Origin of the sequence: uncultured Brevundimonas sp., assembly GCF_937863155.1 — a bacterium.
GTDB lineage: Bacteria > Pseudomonadota > Alphaproteobacteria > Caulobacterales > Caulobacteraceae > Brevundimonas.
The window spans coordinates 38,321-55,089 of record NZ_CALMFB010000062.1 but is presented as its reverse complement, the minus strand read 5'-3'; the positions used below and the strand labels follow the sequence as shown (position 1 = coordinate 55,089).

The 16,769-nt window shown below is 68.5% G+C and carries 14 protein-coding genes; 8 read left to right on the top strand and 6 right to left on the bottom strand.

Annotation, left to right across the window (positions count from 1 at the left end; all coding sequences use genetic code 11):
• Positions 1-76: 76 nt before the first annotated feature.
• The 4 genes from Q0581_RS09945 to flgK all read right to left on the bottom strand — a co-directional run bounded on the left by Q0581_RS09945 (position 77) and on the right by flgK (position 5,962).
• Entirely contained in the window at positions 77-1,624 is a 1,548-nt protein-coding gene (locus Q0581_RS09945; protein WP_298699857.1) for a UdgX family uracil-DNA binding protein, read from the bottom strand.
• The gene (locus Q0581_RS09940) at positions 1,624-2,865 is read right to left on the bottom strand and encodes a putative DNA modification/repair radical SAM protein (protein ID WP_298699856.1); all 1,242 of its coding nucleotides are present in this window, start codon (positions 2,863-2,865) and stop codon (positions 1,624-1,626) included. Before Q0581_RS09940 ends, Q0581_RS09945 begins: the two co-directional genes overlap by 1 nt.
• 62 nt (positions 2,866-2,927) lie before the next feature.
• Entirely contained in the window at positions 2,928-3,848 is a 921-nt protein-coding gene (locus tag Q0581_RS09935) for a flagellin (RefSeq protein ID WP_298699854.1), read from the bottom strand.
• Positions 3,848-5,962: a flagellar hook-associated protein FlgK gene (gene flgK, locus Q0581_RS09930; protein ID WP_298699853.1), complete on the bottom strand. Its 2,115-nt coding sequence runs from the start codon at positions 5,960-5,962 to the stop codon at positions 3,848-3,850. Before flgK ends, Q0581_RS09935 begins: the two co-directional genes overlap by 1 nt.
• Before the next feature lie 404 nt (positions 5,963-6,366).
• On the opposite strand from flgK, the gene Q0581_RS09925 reads away from it, so the two are divergent.
• The 7 genes from Q0581_RS09925 (at position 6,367) to Q0581_RS09895 (ending at position 14,462) form a co-directional block, all read left to right on the top strand.
• Complete coding sequence (locus tag Q0581_RS09925) at positions 6,367-7,818, top strand: flagellar hook-length control protein FliK (RefSeq protein ID WP_298699852.1); 1,452 nt, start codon at positions 6,367-6,369, stop codon at positions 7,816-7,818.
• A 3-nt stretch (positions 7,819-7,821) separates the two neighbouring features.
• On the top strand, positions 7,822-8,598 hold the full coding sequence (locus Q0581_RS09920) for a flagellar hook assembly protein FlgD (RefSeq protein ID WP_298699850.1): 777 nt from the start codon (positions 7,822-7,824) through the stop codon (positions 8,596-8,598).
• Positions 8,599-8,610: 12 nt separating this feature from the next.
• Positions 8,611-10,065 (top strand): flagellar hook protein FlgE, encoded by a 1,455-nt coding sequence (gene flgE, locus Q0581_RS09915; RefSeq protein WP_298699848.1) that lies wholly within the window; start codon positions 8,611-8,613, stop codon positions 10,063-10,065.
• 172 nt (positions 10,066-10,237) lie between these two features.
• Complete coding sequence (locus tag Q0581_RS09910) at positions 10,238-10,522, top strand: DUF1153 domain-containing protein (RefSeq protein ID WP_298699908.1); 285 nt, start codon at positions 10,238-10,240, stop codon at positions 10,520-10,522.
• 118 nt (positions 10,523-10,640) lie between these two features.
• Positions 10,641-11,855 (top strand): tRNA 2-thiouridine(34) synthase MnmA, encoded by a 1,215-nt coding sequence (gene mnmA, locus Q0581_RS09905; RefSeq protein ID WP_298699846.1) that lies wholly within the window; start codon positions 10,641-10,643, stop codon positions 11,853-11,855.
• Positions 11,848-12,432, top strand: coding sequence for a hemerythrin domain-containing protein (locus Q0581_RS09900; RefSeq protein WP_298699844.1), 585 nt, complete (start codon positions 11,848-11,850; stop codon positions 12,430-12,432). Before mnmA ends, Q0581_RS09900 begins: the two co-directional genes overlap by 8 nt.
• An 89-nt stretch (positions 12,433-12,521) precedes the next feature.
• Positions 12,522-14,462 (top strand): S9 family peptidase, encoded by a 1,941-nt coding sequence (locus Q0581_RS09895; protein ID WP_298699842.1) that lies wholly within the window; start codon positions 12,522-12,524, stop codon positions 14,460-14,462.
• Here the strand turns inward: Q0581_RS09895 and Q0581_RS09890 are convergent.
• Positions 14,459-15,208: a glutathione S-transferase family protein gene (locus tag Q0581_RS09890; RefSeq protein ID WP_298699840.1), complete on the bottom strand. Its 750-nt coding sequence runs from the start codon at positions 15,206-15,208 to the stop codon at positions 14,459-14,461. The genes Q0581_RS09895 and Q0581_RS09890 overlap by 4 nt on opposite strands.
• Before the next feature lies 1 nt (position 15,209).
• Positions 15,210-15,698, bottom strand: a complete 489-nt coding sequence (locus tag Q0581_RS09885) for a helix-turn-helix domain-containing protein (RefSeq protein WP_298699839.1) — start codon at positions 15,696-15,698, stop codon at positions 15,210-15,212.
• Positions 15,699-15,882: 184 nt separating this feature from the next.
• Here Q0581_RS09885 and Q0581_RS09880 point away from each other — a divergent pair, with 184 nt between their 5' ends.
• Entirely contained in the window at positions 15,883-16,734 is an 852-nt protein-coding gene (locus tag Q0581_RS09880; protein ID WP_298699836.1) for a thioesterase family protein, read from the top strand.
• The last annotated feature ends 35 nt before the right edge of the window (positions 16,735-16,769 follow it).

Here is a 16,769-nt window from a genome sequence, read left to right as displayed (position 1 = left end):
GCCTATGGCCAAGCCTGCATGAAGTGCTGAACGCGACGCCTGGGTGTTTGGTTCGCATCGTAAACTGGCTTTCAGGTCACAGCAGCGACCGCGCCGCGCGCAGATCGGCCAGGAACAGATGCTTTTCGCGCCGCTTCGCCTCTTCGTCCGGCAGGCGCAGCAGGAAGGCGGGGTGCACGGTCAACAGCACCACCGAACCATCGGCCTGAACCATCGGCCGGCCCCGCTCCTTCATCACCGCCGGCTTGCGCCCCAGGACGGCGTGGCCCGCCGTGGCGCCCAAGGCCAGGATCACCTGGGGCCGCACGATGGCGCGCTCTGCATCCAGCCAGGGGCGGCAGGCCGCCACCTCCTGCGCATCGGGCGTGCGGTGCAGGCGGCGTTTGCCCCGCGGCTCATGCTTGAAATGTTTGACGGCATTGGTCAGCCAGGCGCGATCACGCGCGATCTCGGCGGCGCCCAACGCCCGATCCAGCACCTGTCCCGCCGGACCGACGAAGGGGCGGCCCACCAGATCCTCCTGATCGCCTGGCTGTTCACCCACGATCATCAGCTCCGCCTGCCTGGCCCCCGCCCCGCACACCCCTTGCGTCGCATTGCGCCACAGGGGACAGCGGCGGCAGGCCTGGACCGCCCGGTCCACGGCCTCCAGCGTATCGGGCGCAGTCTCCACCGGCGCGGCGGGCGTCGGCGTGTGGCGGGCCACCGCCCTGCTCAATCTTCGGTTCGGTTCGGGCGCCGTCGCCGCGACCATGGCGTCGGTCCGGTCGGACGCCTGGGCGATCAGTTGCGGGATCAGCGCCGCCTCGGGCAGGTCGGCCCAGTACCGCTTGGGCATTTCACCCTGCATGGTCCGCGTCTTCAGCCGCGCCGGATTGAAGGTCGAGGCGTAGTAGGTCTTCCAGAAATCCTCGACTTCATCCTCGGCCGGCGCCTCGTCGCGGGTGGCGGGCGGGCCGAAGCTCAGGCGCGCGCCATCCCACATCGTCCGCCCGTCCGGCGTCAGAATTGTCCAGTCCATGGTCGTGAACCGTCGGGCGAAGAAGGGGGCGGTGGTCTCCAGCACCCGATGCGCCGGCTGGAACCAGGCGACCCAGCGTTCCGCCCCGGCGTCCTCGACCCGGCGAAAACGGACGAAGGCCTTCATCTTGTGGGCGGCGCGGTGGACGTTGCGCCGCCGCTCCATCGCCTGGGCCACGTCGCGGTCGGAGACGACGCGCATCAGATCCGGCTCATCCCTCAGCCGCCACAACAGGCGATACAGCAGGTCGAACCGGTCTTCCGACCGGTGCAGCGTCACCTCACGCGCCAGGTCGATGAAGGCGGCCGGAACAACAACGTCCCCTTTCCGCTCATCCCCGCGAAAGCGGGGACCCAGTTCTTCGGGCGATGACTGTCGATCAAGATCGACTGACCTCAATCCCGCCAGCGCACCTTGGGCTCTCACTGGATCCCCGCTTTCGCGGGGATGAGCGGACGAGGAAAAATCGAAGCAGCCGTTATTCTGGTCACCTCGCGTTACGAACCGCGCCCGGTCCGGCCCCACCCCGGCCGCGCGCAACGACCGCGCCCCGGCGCGCCAGCCGTCGAAGTCCGTCTCATGCGCCAGATGGACGACGGTCATCAGAATAGGCTCAGCTGCTCCGGCGCCCGAGACGGCGCCAGCCGGGCGTGCAGGTCCGCCGCATCGGTCAGGCCGCCGGGCGTCCAGTCCAGGGCGGTGATGAAGGGCCGCACCTTGTCCACCGACCGCGTCAGCCGCGCCACGTCCTCCAGCCGCAGGGTGCGATAGCGGCGCACCGAGACGATGCGGTCCACCGACTTCACCCCCAGGCCCGGCACGCGCAGCAGGGTTTCGCGGTCGGCGCGGTTGACGTCCACCGGAAACAGTTCGCGCCGGTTCAGCGCCCAGGCCAGTTTGGGATCGACCGCCAGATCCAGCATGCCGCCGGTCGTCGCCTCGCCGATCTCGGGCGCCGAGAAGCCATAGAACCGCATCAGCCAGTCGGCCTGATACAGCCGATGCTCGCGCAACAGCGGCGGCCGCGTCGGCGGCAGGGCGGCCGAGGCGTCGGGGATGGGGCTGAAGGCGGAATAATAGACCCGGCGAAGGCCGTATCCGCCGTACAGGGAAGCGCTGCGACCCAGGATTTCGGTGTCCGGCGCCCCGTCCGCGCCCACGATCAGCTGGGTCGACTGACCGCCCGGCGCGAACCGGGGCGGCCTGGCGCGATCCGTCTTCGCGGGACGCGCCGCCTCGACCTTCAGCCGCACCTGCCCCATGGCCTTGCGGATCACGGCGGGGTTCTTCTGGGGCGCCAGCCGCTCCAGCGCCTCGTCACGCGGCAGTTCGATATTAGCCGACAGGCGGTCGGCGTACAGGCCCGCCTGCTCCACCAACGCCGGGTCAGCTTCGGGGATCAGCTTCAGATGGATATAGCCGCGAAAGTCGTGATCTTCGCGCAGGGCGCGCGCCACCCGCACCATCTGCTCCATCGTATAGTCGCCCGAGCGGATGATGCCCGACGACAGGAACAGCCCCTCGATATAGTTGCGCCGATAGAAGTTCAGCGTCAGGTCCACGACCTCCTGCACGCTGAACCGCGCCCGCTCGACGTTCGACGAGGCCCGGTTGATGCAATAGGCGCAGTCGTAGACGCAGAAATTGGTCAGCAGCACCTTCAACAGGCTGACGCACCGCCCGTCGGGCGTATAGGCGTGGCAGATGCCCATGCCCTCGGTCGAGCCGACGCCGCGCCCGCCCATCGAGTTGCGCTGGGCCGCCCCCGACGACGCGCACGAGGCGTCATATTTCGCCGCATCCGCCAGGATGGCCAGCTTCCGTCTCAAATCCAATTGCGCCATGTTCCCGTTATGTTCTTAAACGGATAAGGCGTCCAGCGTGGCCGTTTGGGAAAATTCCGGCGTCAGCGCAGGAAGTTGAGCAGCGAGGCCTGTTGCAGCTGGTTCACCACCTGGGCCGAAACCTGGATGGCGATCTGCGACAGCTGAAGATCAGTGATGGCGCGGGCCATGTCGGCGTCGGTCTTGTCCGCCAGCATCTCATCCAGGGCCGTCTTCTGTTCGGTCTGGCTGGCGATGACGGCTTCGACCCGGTTCTGCATCGAGCCGTTGCGCGCGGTCATGTCGGTGACGTTCTCGCGCGCCGTATCCAACCGCTTCAGAATATCGGTCAGGAAGTCGCGCGTGGCGTCGCTGGGCGCGCCGGTCAGCGGCGTCGTCTGGTGCCAGTCCTGCAACTCGCGGAAGATCTGGAAGACCTCGCTGCCGACCTCATCGGCCAGATAGCCTGTCTCCAGCGTCATCGCTTCATTGACGCGCGAACTCTGTTTCAGCGTATCGTTGCTGAAGGTCGCGGCCACCGACGGCGCGGCCGACAGTTCGGCCAGGGTCATGGCCTGGACCGGGATGGTCTCGACATTGCCGCCGGCGAACAGATACCGCCCCTGGTGCCGGCCGTTCAGCCCATCCTGCACCACCTGGAACTGGCCCTGCAGCTCCAGCATCAGCCCGTCCAGCCGCCCGGCGGCCAGGGCGTCGGCGATGGCCTGGCGCGTGTCGGCGGTCCCGTCGGCCACGCGGTTCAGCGACAGGTCCTGGGCCGCCAGCCGCTCGCCCGTCGCCTTGGCCGTGTCCATGAAGCCCTGGATGCGGCTCTGGGTCGATTTCAGCGCGGTCAGGGTCTCGGACTGGCGGCCGAAGCCGACCAGGCTGGTGGCGTTCTTCTGGGTCGACACCCGCTTCAGGGCCTCGTTCGCGCGATTTTCGGCGAACATGAGATTGGCCAGGGTCGCCTCATAGTTTCCAAAGGTCGAAACGCGGGTCATCACACCATCCCCAACAGGGTGTCGTACATGTCGCGGGCCGCCTGGATCAGACGGGCCGAGGCGTTGAAGGCCTGCTGATAGGTGGTCATCAGCACCAGTTCTTCGTTCAGGTTGACGCCCTCGTGCGCCACCTGGCGGCTGTGGGCCTCGCTGAACAGGGCGGCGGCGCCTTCGGCCCGGTTCTTGGCCACGGTCGCCTTGCCGCCGATGTCGCCCGCCAGTTCGGAGGCGTAGCGCGAGACCGAGATGGCCCCGCCGCTGGACCCGCCGGCCGCCAGGAATTTCGCCGTCTTCTGCCCCGCATCCGCCAGCAGAAGCGCGCCGCGTCCGTCCCCGGCAGACAGGGCCGCCGTTCCGGTCGCCGCCGACAGGTTCAGTTGCGCCAGCGCCATCTTCGACGGCGCCGCCCGGATGTCGGATCGCAGGCTGAAGCCATCGGCGCGGCTGGCGCGTACCCCGCCGCCGATGCCGAACATCTCGGTCATGGACACGCCGGATGGAACCTGGGTGGTGCGATCCTCCAGCACGCTGAGCTGGGGCGCGGGCGAGCCCGAGGCGGTGAATTTCAGCACCCCGGTGGCGGGATCCAGGGCGAAACTGCCGAACCGCCCCACGCCGGTCGTCGGATTGTTCAGCGCCGTCAGCAGGTGGTTGATCGTGCCCCCCGCCGGCGCCGCCACAGTGATGTCCCGCAGCTTGGCCCCCGTCTCGCCCGTGAAGCGGAAGGACACCGTCTCGCCCGCCGTGAAGCCGTGCGGCGACGCCGGCGTCAGGCCGATGTCATACAGCGCCGGGCGATCGGTCACGATCAGGTCGTTCAGACCGAAATAATGCGAGAAGCCGCGCCCGGCCTTGTCGCTGGGGTTGGTCGCGCTGTCGGCGATGGACAGGCCGTCGGTCGTGCCCGTCTCGATCTTCAGCACGCCGTTGGCGAAGCTGGCGGTGGCGCCGGGCAGTTGCGCGTTCAGCACCGTCAGGAAGGTGGCCGGGGTCGCCGACACGCCGTTGATCGTCATGCCCCCGGTCGAGAAGATGATCTCGGCCCGCGACTGGATCACCCCGGCGCTGTTGACCACGGCGATATTGGTCGTGCCGGTGAAGTCGGCCAGGGCGCTTTCCAGCGATTGACCCACATTGCGGCCGTTCAGCACCGAGGGCGCCGGCACCGAGGTGTTGGCGTTGTGGGCGCGGTTCAGCTGGTCCGCCACATTGGTCATCAGCTCGGCCAGGCGCTCGGCCGCCTGGGGCGCATCGACGTCGCGCAGTTCGACCAGGCCCTTGATCTCGCCCGAGGTCAGGCTGTCCAGCAGGGGCCGCTTTTGCCCGCGCGGCTCGGTGACCCAGATCTCGTTGAAGCTGGTTTCCGAGGTGACCGTGCCGGCGCGATTGTATTCCAGCGTCGCATGACCATCGCCGGCCAGCAGCACGCCCGCGCCGGTGCGGATCGACACCCCGCCGACCGAACGCTGGCTAATGCGCACATCCATCAGTTCGGACAGTTGGGCGACCAGCGCGGCCTGGGCCGTCTCTGCGCCCGAGGCGTCGCCGTTGACCACGGTGGCCCGCGCGATCTCGACGTTCAGGCTTTCGATCTGCTGCAACAGGCCGTTGGCCTTTTCGACCGCGCTCTGGATCCGGCCGTCCGCATCCTCGCGCGCGGCCTGGATCTGACCGCTGATGCGGATGGATTCGTCGAACATCGCCTGGACGCGGAACAGGGCCTCCTGCCGGCGCGGCGACGAAACCGGGTCTTCCGATGCGCCGGCGAAGGCCGAGAACAGATCGTCGATCTGGGCGAAGAAGCTGCTGTCGCCGCCCGGGTCCCCGAACAGGGACTGGATGCGGTCATACAGTTCATAGCGCACGCCCTGGCGCCCGGCCTCGCTGGAGGCGTTCAGGCTGGCGGCCTGCAGGAACCGGTCGGTGGCCAGGCGGATGCGCGCCACCTCCACGCCCGCGCCCAGGCCCTGGTTCAGCTGCGTGACCTGATCGCCGATCTTGCGGACATAGCCGGGCGTATTCACGTTCGAGACATTGTCCGAAACGATGCGCAGCTGCGTCTGGGCGGTCTGAAGGCCGCTGTTGGCGATGTTCATGATGGACGTCAGCGACATGGGCGTCCTCCGGTCGTCATGCAGACGTCGGCGCCCGGCAGGCCCTGCCCGCCGACGCGCAGTTCTTGCCCGGCGGACCGATCCGGCCGCAGAGCGAAGGCTTTGAAATCAAAGCACATCATGTGTGACGTCACATCCATGACCGGGATGGCGCGCAAACCTTGGGCCAGTTGCGGGATGCGGCCATTGCTGCGCCGCGACCGGGCAAGTCTGGCCCTTCAGGGCGGCAAGAAACGACCGTGACGCCCTTCAGGCCAAGGTCGGCGCCATCGAACTTACATTCGCAATTTCATTGACTTGGCGACGATTGGCGCAACTGGCCCGGCCCTTGCCATGGACGATCCGAATGTTCCCAGGCGCAGCAGGCGCCGCCCGTCCGATCTGTCAGAGCCGCCTGCCTCCGCATGTCCGCTTCGTCCATCCTGTCCCCGATCGCGCCCGCCATGGGCGCCGCGGCGTCGCCCAACCCGGCGACGGGCGAGGTGACGCCTGGCGAATTCGCCGGGGCGGTTCAGGCCTGGAGCCGCGACGACGCCGAAGCCCAGCCTCAGACACCGCCGGCCCAGACCGCCCCGTCGCGGCTGGAGCGGCGCGCCCTGATGGCGCAGGCCGCCCTGCATCAGGTGTCCGAAAATACGAGCGCGGAGTCGGGGACGGGCGTGGCGGCTGACGCCCTTGTGGCCGAAGCTGAGACCCCGGACGTCGTCACAGCCCCTGTCGCGACCGCCGAGGCGATCGAAGACGCAGGCGCCGCCGACAAGACGCAGACCCAGACGCCGCCGGACCCCGCGCCGCCGGTTGCGGCCGCCGACCCTCAGATCGCGCCTGCGCCCTCGATCCCCGCACCGGTCGCCCCGGCGGCGCCCGCGCCGACCGAAATGCAGGCCGCCCCGTCACCGACGACCCCGGCCGCCGAGACGCCGGCTCCGGCTGCGCCCCTCGATGACGCCGCGACGGCGGATGCAACGGCGGGGGCCGAGGCTGACTCTGCGCCCGTCGCCGCCACCACAGAAGACGCCGCCGAGACGCCCGTCCCGGCGCCCCGTGATCCTGCGTCCCGTGACGCCGCGTCCGAACGTCGCGACCGGGCCGAGGCGCCGTCGAACGCCGCCGCATCTCGTACGGCCTTGTCCGACAAGGCCGCGATCACCGAAGCGCCGGCCGAAACCCGGCCGAACAGCACGCCTGGCGCCGCCGCACCCGCCGATCCAGCGTCGAAAACCGCCGAACGGCCCGTCCCCCCGCCTGCGACGGCGACGGCGGCGCAGGGGACCGAGGCTGCCGCCCGCACGGCCGTGGAGCCGGGAGCGGCGACATCGGCCGACGCCGCACCGACGGCGCCCCCTTCGCCCCAGGGCGCGGCCACGCCCCATGCGGCGGCCACGGCGTCCAGCCTGTCGCGCGCCACGGTCGAGACCACGGCCATGATCGCCGCCCAGGTTCTGCGCCGCCTGGAAGGGCGCCAGACCCGGTTCGACATGGTTCTGACGCCTGACGACCTGGGCCGGGTGGACGTCAGCCTGGACATCGACGCCGAGGGCCGCCTGGCCGCGCGTCTGGCCTTCGACAACCCGGCCGCCGCCGCCGACCTGCGCGGCCGGGCCGACGAACTGCGCCGTCAGTTGATGGAGGCCGGCTTTCAACTGGCCGACGACGCCCTGGACTTCGCCGAGCGCGAGGGCGGGGCCTTTTCGGGCGGCGCCTTCGATGAGGGTGCCGACCGCCGCTGGGGCCGCGACGCCGCCTTCGCCGGCGGACGCCGCCTGGGCGACACGGCGGATCAGTCCGCCGCCGCAACGCCCGCCCGCTGGATCAATCTGAACCTGACGCCCGACCGCGTCGACATGAGGGTCTGACCGATGGTCGACGCCGTAACCACAGGCCAATCGGTCAACCGCATCAACAACGGCAAGACGATGATGGCCTCGAATTTCGAGACCTTCCTGTCGCTGCTGACGGCGCAGTTGAAGAACCAGGACCCCCTGTCGCCGGTGGATTCCAACCAGTTCACCGCCCAGCTGACCCAGATGGCCGGCGTCGAACAGCAACTGCTGACCAACGACTTGCTGACCAGCCTCTTGGCCGCGCAACAGGGCAATGGCCTGACCGGCGCCTCGGCCTATATCGGCAAGACGGCCACCGCCGCCTGGTCCGCCACCCGGCTGCAGGACGGCCAGGCGCGCTGGAGCTACGAGCTGGCGTCCGACGCCGCCTCGGCCCAGCTGCAGGTGCTGGACAGTTCCGGCCGCGTGGTCTGGTCGGGCGATGCGCCGGCCAAGACCGAAGGCACGCACGACTTCGTCTGGGACGGCAAGACCACCGGCGGCGGCCAGATGGACGACGGCGGCGTCTATACGCTGAAGGTCACGGCCAAGACCGGCGCCGGCGGTGTCGTGGATTCTCAGGTTCTGGTCCGCGGCCGCATCACCGGGGTCGAGCTGTATGACGGCCAGCCCTACGCCACCATCGGCGGCTCGATCGTGCCGCTGAGCCAGCTGATCGCCCTGGACGAATCCAGCGCCTTCGGCGGGCAGGATACCGAAACCCCCACACCCGGCGCCGAAGACGACGGCGAGGACGAGAGCCTGATGGCCTCGATCGCCTCGGCGCTGAACCCCCTGAAACTGCTGTCCTAGGAGTTCGAGACCATGAGCATCAACAGCGCCCTTCTGGCCGGCGTTTCCGGCCTGACCGCGAACTCGGCGGCCCTGGCCGCCATCTCGCAGAACATCGCGAACGTGAACACCATCGGCTACAAGCGCAGCCAGGGCGAGTTCCAGACCATCGTCAACAGCCAGAGCCAGGGCGCCGGCTATTCGGCGGGCGGGGTGCTGGCCTCTGCGCGGCATTTCACCAGCCAGGAAGGCCAGCTTCAGCGCACCAATTCGACCACCGACCTGGGCATCGCCGGCCAGGGCTTCTTCGTAGTCACCGAGAAGGCCGAGAACCTGACGCCCAACGATGCGCGCCTGTTCACCCGCGCCGGCGCCTTCCGCGTCGATAACCTGGGCTATCTGAAGAATACGGCGGGCCTGTATCTGCAGGGCTGGCCGGTGGACGCCAATGGCGACATCAACACCGATCCGTCGGACATGTCGCGCCTGCGCACCATCAACGTCGGCTCGGTCGGCGGCACGGCGGAGGCGACCACCCGCATCCAGCTGAACGCCAACCTGAAGTCCAGCCAGACCGTCTCGGCCGAGGCGATCGACGCCGGCGCGACGCCCCCCGGCGCCAACGCCTATGATCCGGTCGCCAACTCCATGGCCATGTGGGATCCCGAAACCGGCGCCGGCGTGAAGCCCGACTTCGAGGTCACGGTGCCGGTGTCGGATTCCAAGGGCGGCCAGCGCACCCTGGCCCTGTCGTTCCTGAAGAGCGACGTGCCGAACCAGTGGTACGCCGAAATCCGCGCCGTGCCGGCGGGCGACGTCGTCACCGGCGCCGGCCTGAGCAACGGCCAGCTGAAGACCGGCCTGGTCGCCTTCACCCAGGACGGCCGTCTGGACGTCGCCGCCATGACCGCCCTGGGCGCCGACGCCCTGTTCGCCGATCCGGCCAATGCGACGCTGACGTTCGGCGCCTCTGACGGCGCGGCGCCCGGCGCGAACGCCTTCAACTGGGCCGCGGGCCTGGGCATCGACGACCAGGCCATCAGTTTCGACCTGACCGCCGCGGCCGGCGGCCTGACCCAGTACGACAGCGCCTCGGTCGTTCAGGCGACCATGACCAACGGCACCACCTTCGGGAACCTGTCGGAGGTCAAGATCGACGAAAAGGGCTTCGTCACCGCCATCTTCGACAACGGCGTCACCCGCCGCATCGCCCAGGTCGCCCTGGCCACCTTCCCCAGCCCCGACAGCCTGACCGAGGTTTCGGGCAACGCCTTCCGCGTCAGCCAGGGGTCGGGCACCTTCAATCTGAAGACCCCCGGAACGGGCGGCGCCGGCCTTATCGGCGCCTCGCAGCTGGAAGCCTCGACCGTCGATCTGTCGACCGAGTTCACCGGCCTGATCACCACCCAGCGGGCCTATTCCGCCTCGTCCAAGATCATCACGACCGCCGACGAAATGCTGGCCGAACTGATCAGCATCAAACGCTGATCTTAAAGTAACCGATCGTTAGTCATAATGAATCGTCGCTTCAACAGTCCGAACAGGGCGTTGCTCAGAGGTAGGAATATTATTCCTTCCTTCACCACGACGCTTAAACGGCCCTTAGCGGCGGCTGGGTACATTCACAACTCAATGGTGGTGGTGAATGAGGCTTAAGCCCATGCTGCAAGAGCGACGCCTGAACAGCAAAGGCGAACAATACGTGGTCGGACCGACGGGAATCCCGCTGACCCTCAACGACCTGCCTCCGGCCAATACGGACCGGTGGGTCATTCGGCGCAAGGCCGAGGTTGTCGCCGCCGTGCGCGGCGGTCTGCTGAGCCTCGAGGACGCTCTGGCGCGCTATCGCCTGACGACCGAGGAATTCCTGGCCTGGCAGAAGGCGATCGACAAATGGGGCATGCAGGGTCTGCGCACGACGCGGATCCAGAGCTACCGGAACTAAAGACCCCCTCCCTCCCGGGGTCTTCTTTTGGCGGCCGCCTCCGGCAACGGGGGCGGCCGTCGCCGTTTCCGCGGCGCCCGGCCTCGAAATCGCGCCGGTTTCGCACTAAATGGCGGCGATGACGCAGATCGAGCCGTCCTGCCCTATCCCGACCATCGCCCCCATGAGCGCCCAAGGCGACATGGATGCGGCGATCGCATCCGCGCGCGCGGCGGTCGGCCTGCCGGTCGGATCGCGCGTGGTGGCGGCCATGTCGGGCGGGGTGGACTCCACCGTGGTGGCGGCCCTGCTGCACAAGGCGGGATACGACGTCGTCGGCGTGACGCTGCAGCTCTATGACCATGGTGCGGCGCTGAAGAAGAAGGGCGCCTGCTGCGCGGGTCAGGACATTCACGACGCCCGCCTGGCGGCCGAAACCCTGGGCATTCCTCACTATGTGCTGGATTACGAAAGCCGGTTCCGCGACGCGGTGATCGACCAGTTCGCCGATAGCTATCTGCGCGGCCAGACGCCGGTGCCCTGCATCCGCTGCAACCAGACGGTCAAATTCCGCGACCTGCTGGATGTCGCGCGCGACCTGGGGGCCGAAGCCATGGCCACCGGCCACTATGTCCGCCGCGCCGTGGGCGCCGATGGCCGCAGCCAGATGCGCAAGGCGATCGACCACAGCCGCGACCAGTCCTATTTCCTGTTCGCCACCACGGCCCAGCAGCTGGATTTCCTGCGCTTCCCCCTGGCCGATCTGGAAAAGCCCCAGGTGCGGGGCGTCGCCGCCGAACTGGGCCTGAAGATCGCCGCCAAGCCGGACAGCCAGGATATCTGTTTCGTGCCCTCCGGCGACTATCGCACCCTGATCGACCGGCTGCGGCCGCAAGGGCGGGCGCCGGGCAAGATCGTGCATATGGACGGGCGCGAACTGGGCGACCACACCGGCATCACCGGCTATACCATCGGCCAGAGGCGCGGGCTGAACGTGGCGGTGGGCGAGCCGCTGTTCGTCACCCGTCTGGACCCCGACCGGCGCGAGGTGGTGGTGGGGCCGCGCGAGGCCCTGCTGACCGCCGCCCTGAGCCTGGAAGAAACCAACTGGCTGGGCGACGCCGCCACCATCGGCGACGCGGCGGCGGCGGGCGCGCCCGTGCTGGCGCGCGTGCGATCGACCCGCGCGCCCTCGCCCGCCCGGCTGCGGCTGGACGGCGACACCGTGCAGGTGGTGTTCGAGGTCGGAGAGGAAGGCGTGGCGCCGGGCCAGGCCTGCGCCCTTTATGACCCCGCCGATCCCGAGCGTCTGCTGGGCGGGGGCTTCATCCGGGACACGACGCCGGTTGTCTGATCGGCTGAACCCTGACCACTTGTCTCTGGCGTCGCGTGTCGGCCTGCCCGCCGACTGGCTTTATCTGCGCGACCAGTATCCGCGCGCACGATGGGGCGAGCCGACGCTGCACCCGACCGCCGCCCACTGGCTGCAGATGCACGCCGGGTTTCGCAGTCATGGCGCGCACATGACCGCCCTGACGGACGCCTTTCGCGCCGATCCATCCAACCCGCGCGGTCTGCATCAGGCCCTGATCCCGGCGCTGCAGGCGTTTCTGCAGCATCTGGACGGACACCACCGGATCGAAAGCGGCCACTATTTCCCCGTCTTCCGGCAACTGGAGCCGAGGATCTGCGACGGCATCGACCTGCTGGACCGCGACCACGACGCCGTCCACGCCCATCTGGAGGCGATGTTCGTGAAAGGCCGCGACTTCCATGCGGCCGTGGCCGCCGGATCGCCCGACGCCCGCGACGCCGGGCTGCGTCTGGCCGATATTCTGGACGCCGCCCTGCCGCCCCTGGTCCGGCACCTGGACGACGAAGAGGACATCGTCATCCCCCTGCTGGCTCTGAAGGGGCACGGCGTGGGCTGACGCCGGCGCCAGAAAACCGACGACAGGGCGCATCTGAAATGCTCTGCTGACGCCTCCTGACATCATCAGTCGAACATCGGGGAACCGCCATGCGCTCAATCCACGCCGCCTGCCTGACGTCCACCCTGGCCCTAAGCCTCGCCGCCATCGCGCCGATGGCCGCCATCGCCCAGACAGTCCAGGCCGAAGCTGCGGCCGAGGCCGCCCGCACCTATTCCGCCGCCCAGTTCTTCGAGACCACCAGCTATGGTCTGGGCGGCGCCAACGGCTTGACCTTTTCGCCGGACGGCGACGCCATCCTGGTCAGTTCGGACGCGACGGGGGTGTTCAACGTCTATGCCCTGCCGGTCAACGGATCTCCGGCCCGGGCTCTGACGGCCTCGGCGACCAACGCCGTGTTTTCGGGCACCTATCTGCCGGACGGCCGCGTCATCGTGGGATCGGACCAGGGCGGCAACGAACTGACCCACATCTATGTGCGCGAGGCGGACGGAACCCTGCGCGACCTGACGCCGGGCGACAACGTCAAGGCCAACTATGTCGGCCTGTCCGCCGACAACCAGACCCTCTGGATCACGACCAACGCCCGCGATCCGCGCGTGTTCGACCTTTACGCCTATGACACCGCCACGCTGGAAGGCCGGCGCATCTATGACAATCCCGGCATGTTCATTTCGGCCGTGTCGTCCGACGGTCGCTGGCTGGCCCTGACCAAGCCGGTCACCAGCGCCAACGCCGACGTCTATCTGGTGGATCTGTCCAATCCGGGCGAGCCGCGCCTGATCACCGAACACACTGGCGACATCGCCTATGACGCCTATGGCTTCACGCCCGACAACCAGGCCCTGATCCTGGCCACCAACGAACATGGCGAGTTCAACCAGGCCTGGCGCTATGATCTGGCCGATGGCGACAAGACCCCACTGATTCAGGCCGACTGGGACGTGATGAACGTCTCCTATTCGCGGTCGGGGCGTTATCGCGTTTCGGCCCTGAACGCCGACGCCCAGACGCAACTGACCATCTTGGACACCACCACCAACCAGCCGGTGCGCCTGACCGGCCTGCCCGCGGGCGATATCGGTTCGGTGCGGTTCTCGCCCGATGAAAGCCGCATCGCCTTCACCGTGGCCTCGGACACCTCGCCGTCGGACATCTTCGTGGCCGATCTGTCGGACGGCCGCGCGCGCCGGCTGACCACCGCCCTGAACCCCGCGATCCGCGAAGCCGACCTGGTCGAGGCCAGCATCGTGCGATACGAAGGCGAAGGCGGGGTGATGGTGCCGGCGGTCCTGTACCGACCCAAGGGCGCCTCGGCGGCCAATCCGGCCCCGGCGGTCGTCTGGGTGCACGGCGGGCCGGGCGGCCAGAGCCGTCGCGGCTATTCCGCCTCGATCCAGCATCTGGTGAACCACGGCTATGCGGTGCTGGCGGCGAACAACCGCGGCTCGTCCGGCTATGGCAAGACCTTCTTCCACATGGACGACAAGGCCCATGGCGAGGCGGACCTGCGCGACATCGTGGCGGGCGGCGACTGGCTGCGGGCCCAGGACTGGGTGGCCGACGATCAGGTGGCGGTCATGGGCGGATCGTATGGCGGCTACATCACCGCGGCGGCCCTGACCTTCCACCCCGAGGCGTTCGAGGCCGGGATCAACATCTTCGGCGTCACCAACTGGGTGCGGACGCTGGAATCCATCCCGCCGTGGTGGGGCGCGCAGAAGGATGCGCTGTATGACGAGATGGGCGATCCGGCCACCGACGCCGAGCGGCATCGCCGTATCTCGCCCCTGTTCCACGCCGGCAACATCCGCCGGCCGCTGCTGGTGGTTCAGGGCGCTAACGACCCGCGCGTCCTGCAGGTCGAATCCGACGAACTGGTCGCCGCCGTGCGGGCCAACAATGTGCCGGTGGACTATGTGCTGTTCCCCGACGAAGGCCACGGCTTCCTGCGTCGCGAGAACCGCGTGACGGCCCAGGAATCCTATCTGACCTTCCTGAACCGCTACGTCCGCAAGACCGGCGACTAGCTGGCGGTCATCGGTCCCCGCCGCACCTGCGCCCCCAGCAGGGTCGTCGCGGCGGGGATCAGCCCGTGCTCGGCCAGAGCCGCGCGGTGCTGATCGATCGGCGTCTTCATCAGCACCCCCGCCAGACGGTTCACGGCGCCCAGCGGCGTCTCCTGCACCCGCGCGATCAGGCCCGCGAAACGCGGCCAGCACGCCGGATCGACCGACACCCGGATGGCGTCCAGATTCATGCAGGCCGCCGTCACCGCGAAATCGGCCACGCAAGGCTGATCCCCGAACAGGAAGCCGTCGTCCGGCGACACGCTTTCCAGATAATCCAGGATTTCCGGCAGTTCGACGTCGCGCGCATGGGCCACGACCGCCTGATCCGTCTCGCCGCCAAAGAAGCGCGGCTTCAGCGCGATCTGGAAGAACAGCTTCCAGCCTAGCACGTCGAACAGGCGGGTGTCGCCGTATTCCTCAAGCCAGCGCGCCCGCGCCCGGTCCTTGGGATCGACGGGCCACAATGACGGGCCGGTCCGGGTCTCTTCCAGATACTGAACGATGACGCTGGAATCGTTCAGGACGAAATCGCCCTCGATCCACACCGGAATGCGCCGCAGGGGGCTGATGCGCGAAAAGCCGTCGTCGCCCATGAAGGGGGTGATGGGGTCGACCGCCACCTGCACCCCCTTGATCGCGCAGGCGGCCAGAACCTTGCGGACATAGGGCGAGACGGGGCTGCCGATCAGGGTGACGGGCGCCATGTCAGGCCGCGTCGTCCTTCAGCACCTCGGCCACGGTGGGGCGGTCGGCGTGGAATTCGATCTGGATATCGCGGCGCTTGACCACCTCGCCACAGCAGGAACAGGCCAGCCGGGGCGTCAGTTCGGCCCCGCAGGCCGTGTGCCGGAAGGTGACGCCGGAATCCATCTCTCCGTACAGGTGTTTCGAGCCCCAGCCGTGCATGGTCAGCAGCACGTCGGACAGATCCTTGCCCTTGGCCGTCAGCACATATTCGTTGCGCGGCGGGCGTTCCGAATACAGCCGCGGCTCCAGCACCCCATGCGCCACCAGCGTCTTCAACCGCGAAGCCAGCACATTGCGCGCCACGCCCAGACGGTCCTGCCACTGTTCGAACCGGGTCACGCCCTGGAAGGCGTCGCGGATGACCAGCAGGGTCCACGGATCGCCGATCACCTCCAGCGTCGCGGCGATCGAACAGCTTTGTCGGGAATAGTCTGCGGTGCGGCCCATACCCAGAAAGTGACCCCGCGTCAGGCTTTTGGCAAGTGGGTTGCCAATAACGACGGAGTAGGTCAGTCTCGTTTTGCAACGGACAATCCTCCCGCATGGGCCGGAGCGTTCCTGCATCCCTCAACTGGGGGCGAAAGGAAGCCAACGCCTTTCGCCCCCTCTTTTGTCCCCTTAAGTCCACGCCATGACCACGCCCGTCACCGACGCCCTGACCCTGAAGCCCCAGGGCGAAGACCTGATCGCCCATCTGTCGGGCGACTTCTCCAATGGCATGCAGCACCAGCCGCCCGAGGCGGGCTTTCCGTTCGGCGGCCTTCTGGCGGCCCTGTGCGCCCAGGCCATGCGCCAGGGCCTGGGCCTGACCGCCCCCTTGCGCAGTCTGGCGGTGCAATATCTGTCGGCCGCGCGGTTCGACGACGATGTGAGATTCCGGCCCAGCCTGCTGCGTGGCGGGCGTTCGGTGGCCTATGCGGCGGTTCAGGCGCATCAGGACGGCCGCCTGACCCATAATGGCGCGGCCACCTTCGGCGGCGACGGCGACGGCCCGACCATCGCCCAGATCAGCGCCCCGCCCCCGCCCCTGGACAGCCTGGACCCCGCCGCCACCATCGCCGGCCCCATGGCCCCCCGCTTCGCCCAACATGTCGAGTTCCGGTTCGACGGCGGCCCCAACATCCTGGGCGGCAATGAGGGCCGGCCGGTGGTCGAGCGGTTATGGATGCGGATCGCCGATGGCCGCCCCCTGGACGAGCTGCGCCTCTGCTATCTTCTGGACGCCCTCTATCCCCCCGCCTGGACGGCCAGCCGCCGGCCGCCGATGATGACGACGGTGGACCTCCGCTACGACATCCTGGCCGATCCGACGCCCGAGACGTCGCCCGACGGCTGGGCCTTCTTCGAGTTCCGCATGCTGGACCTGGGGCTGGGCTGGACGGTGGACGACGCCGTCTGCTGGGGCGCCGACGGACGGGCCCTGGCCCTGTCGCGGCAACGGCGCAAGCTGATCCCGCCCCGCCGCGCGGCGCGGGAAGGCTGACGGCCCGCTCAGGCTTCATTCACCATCATCGTCTT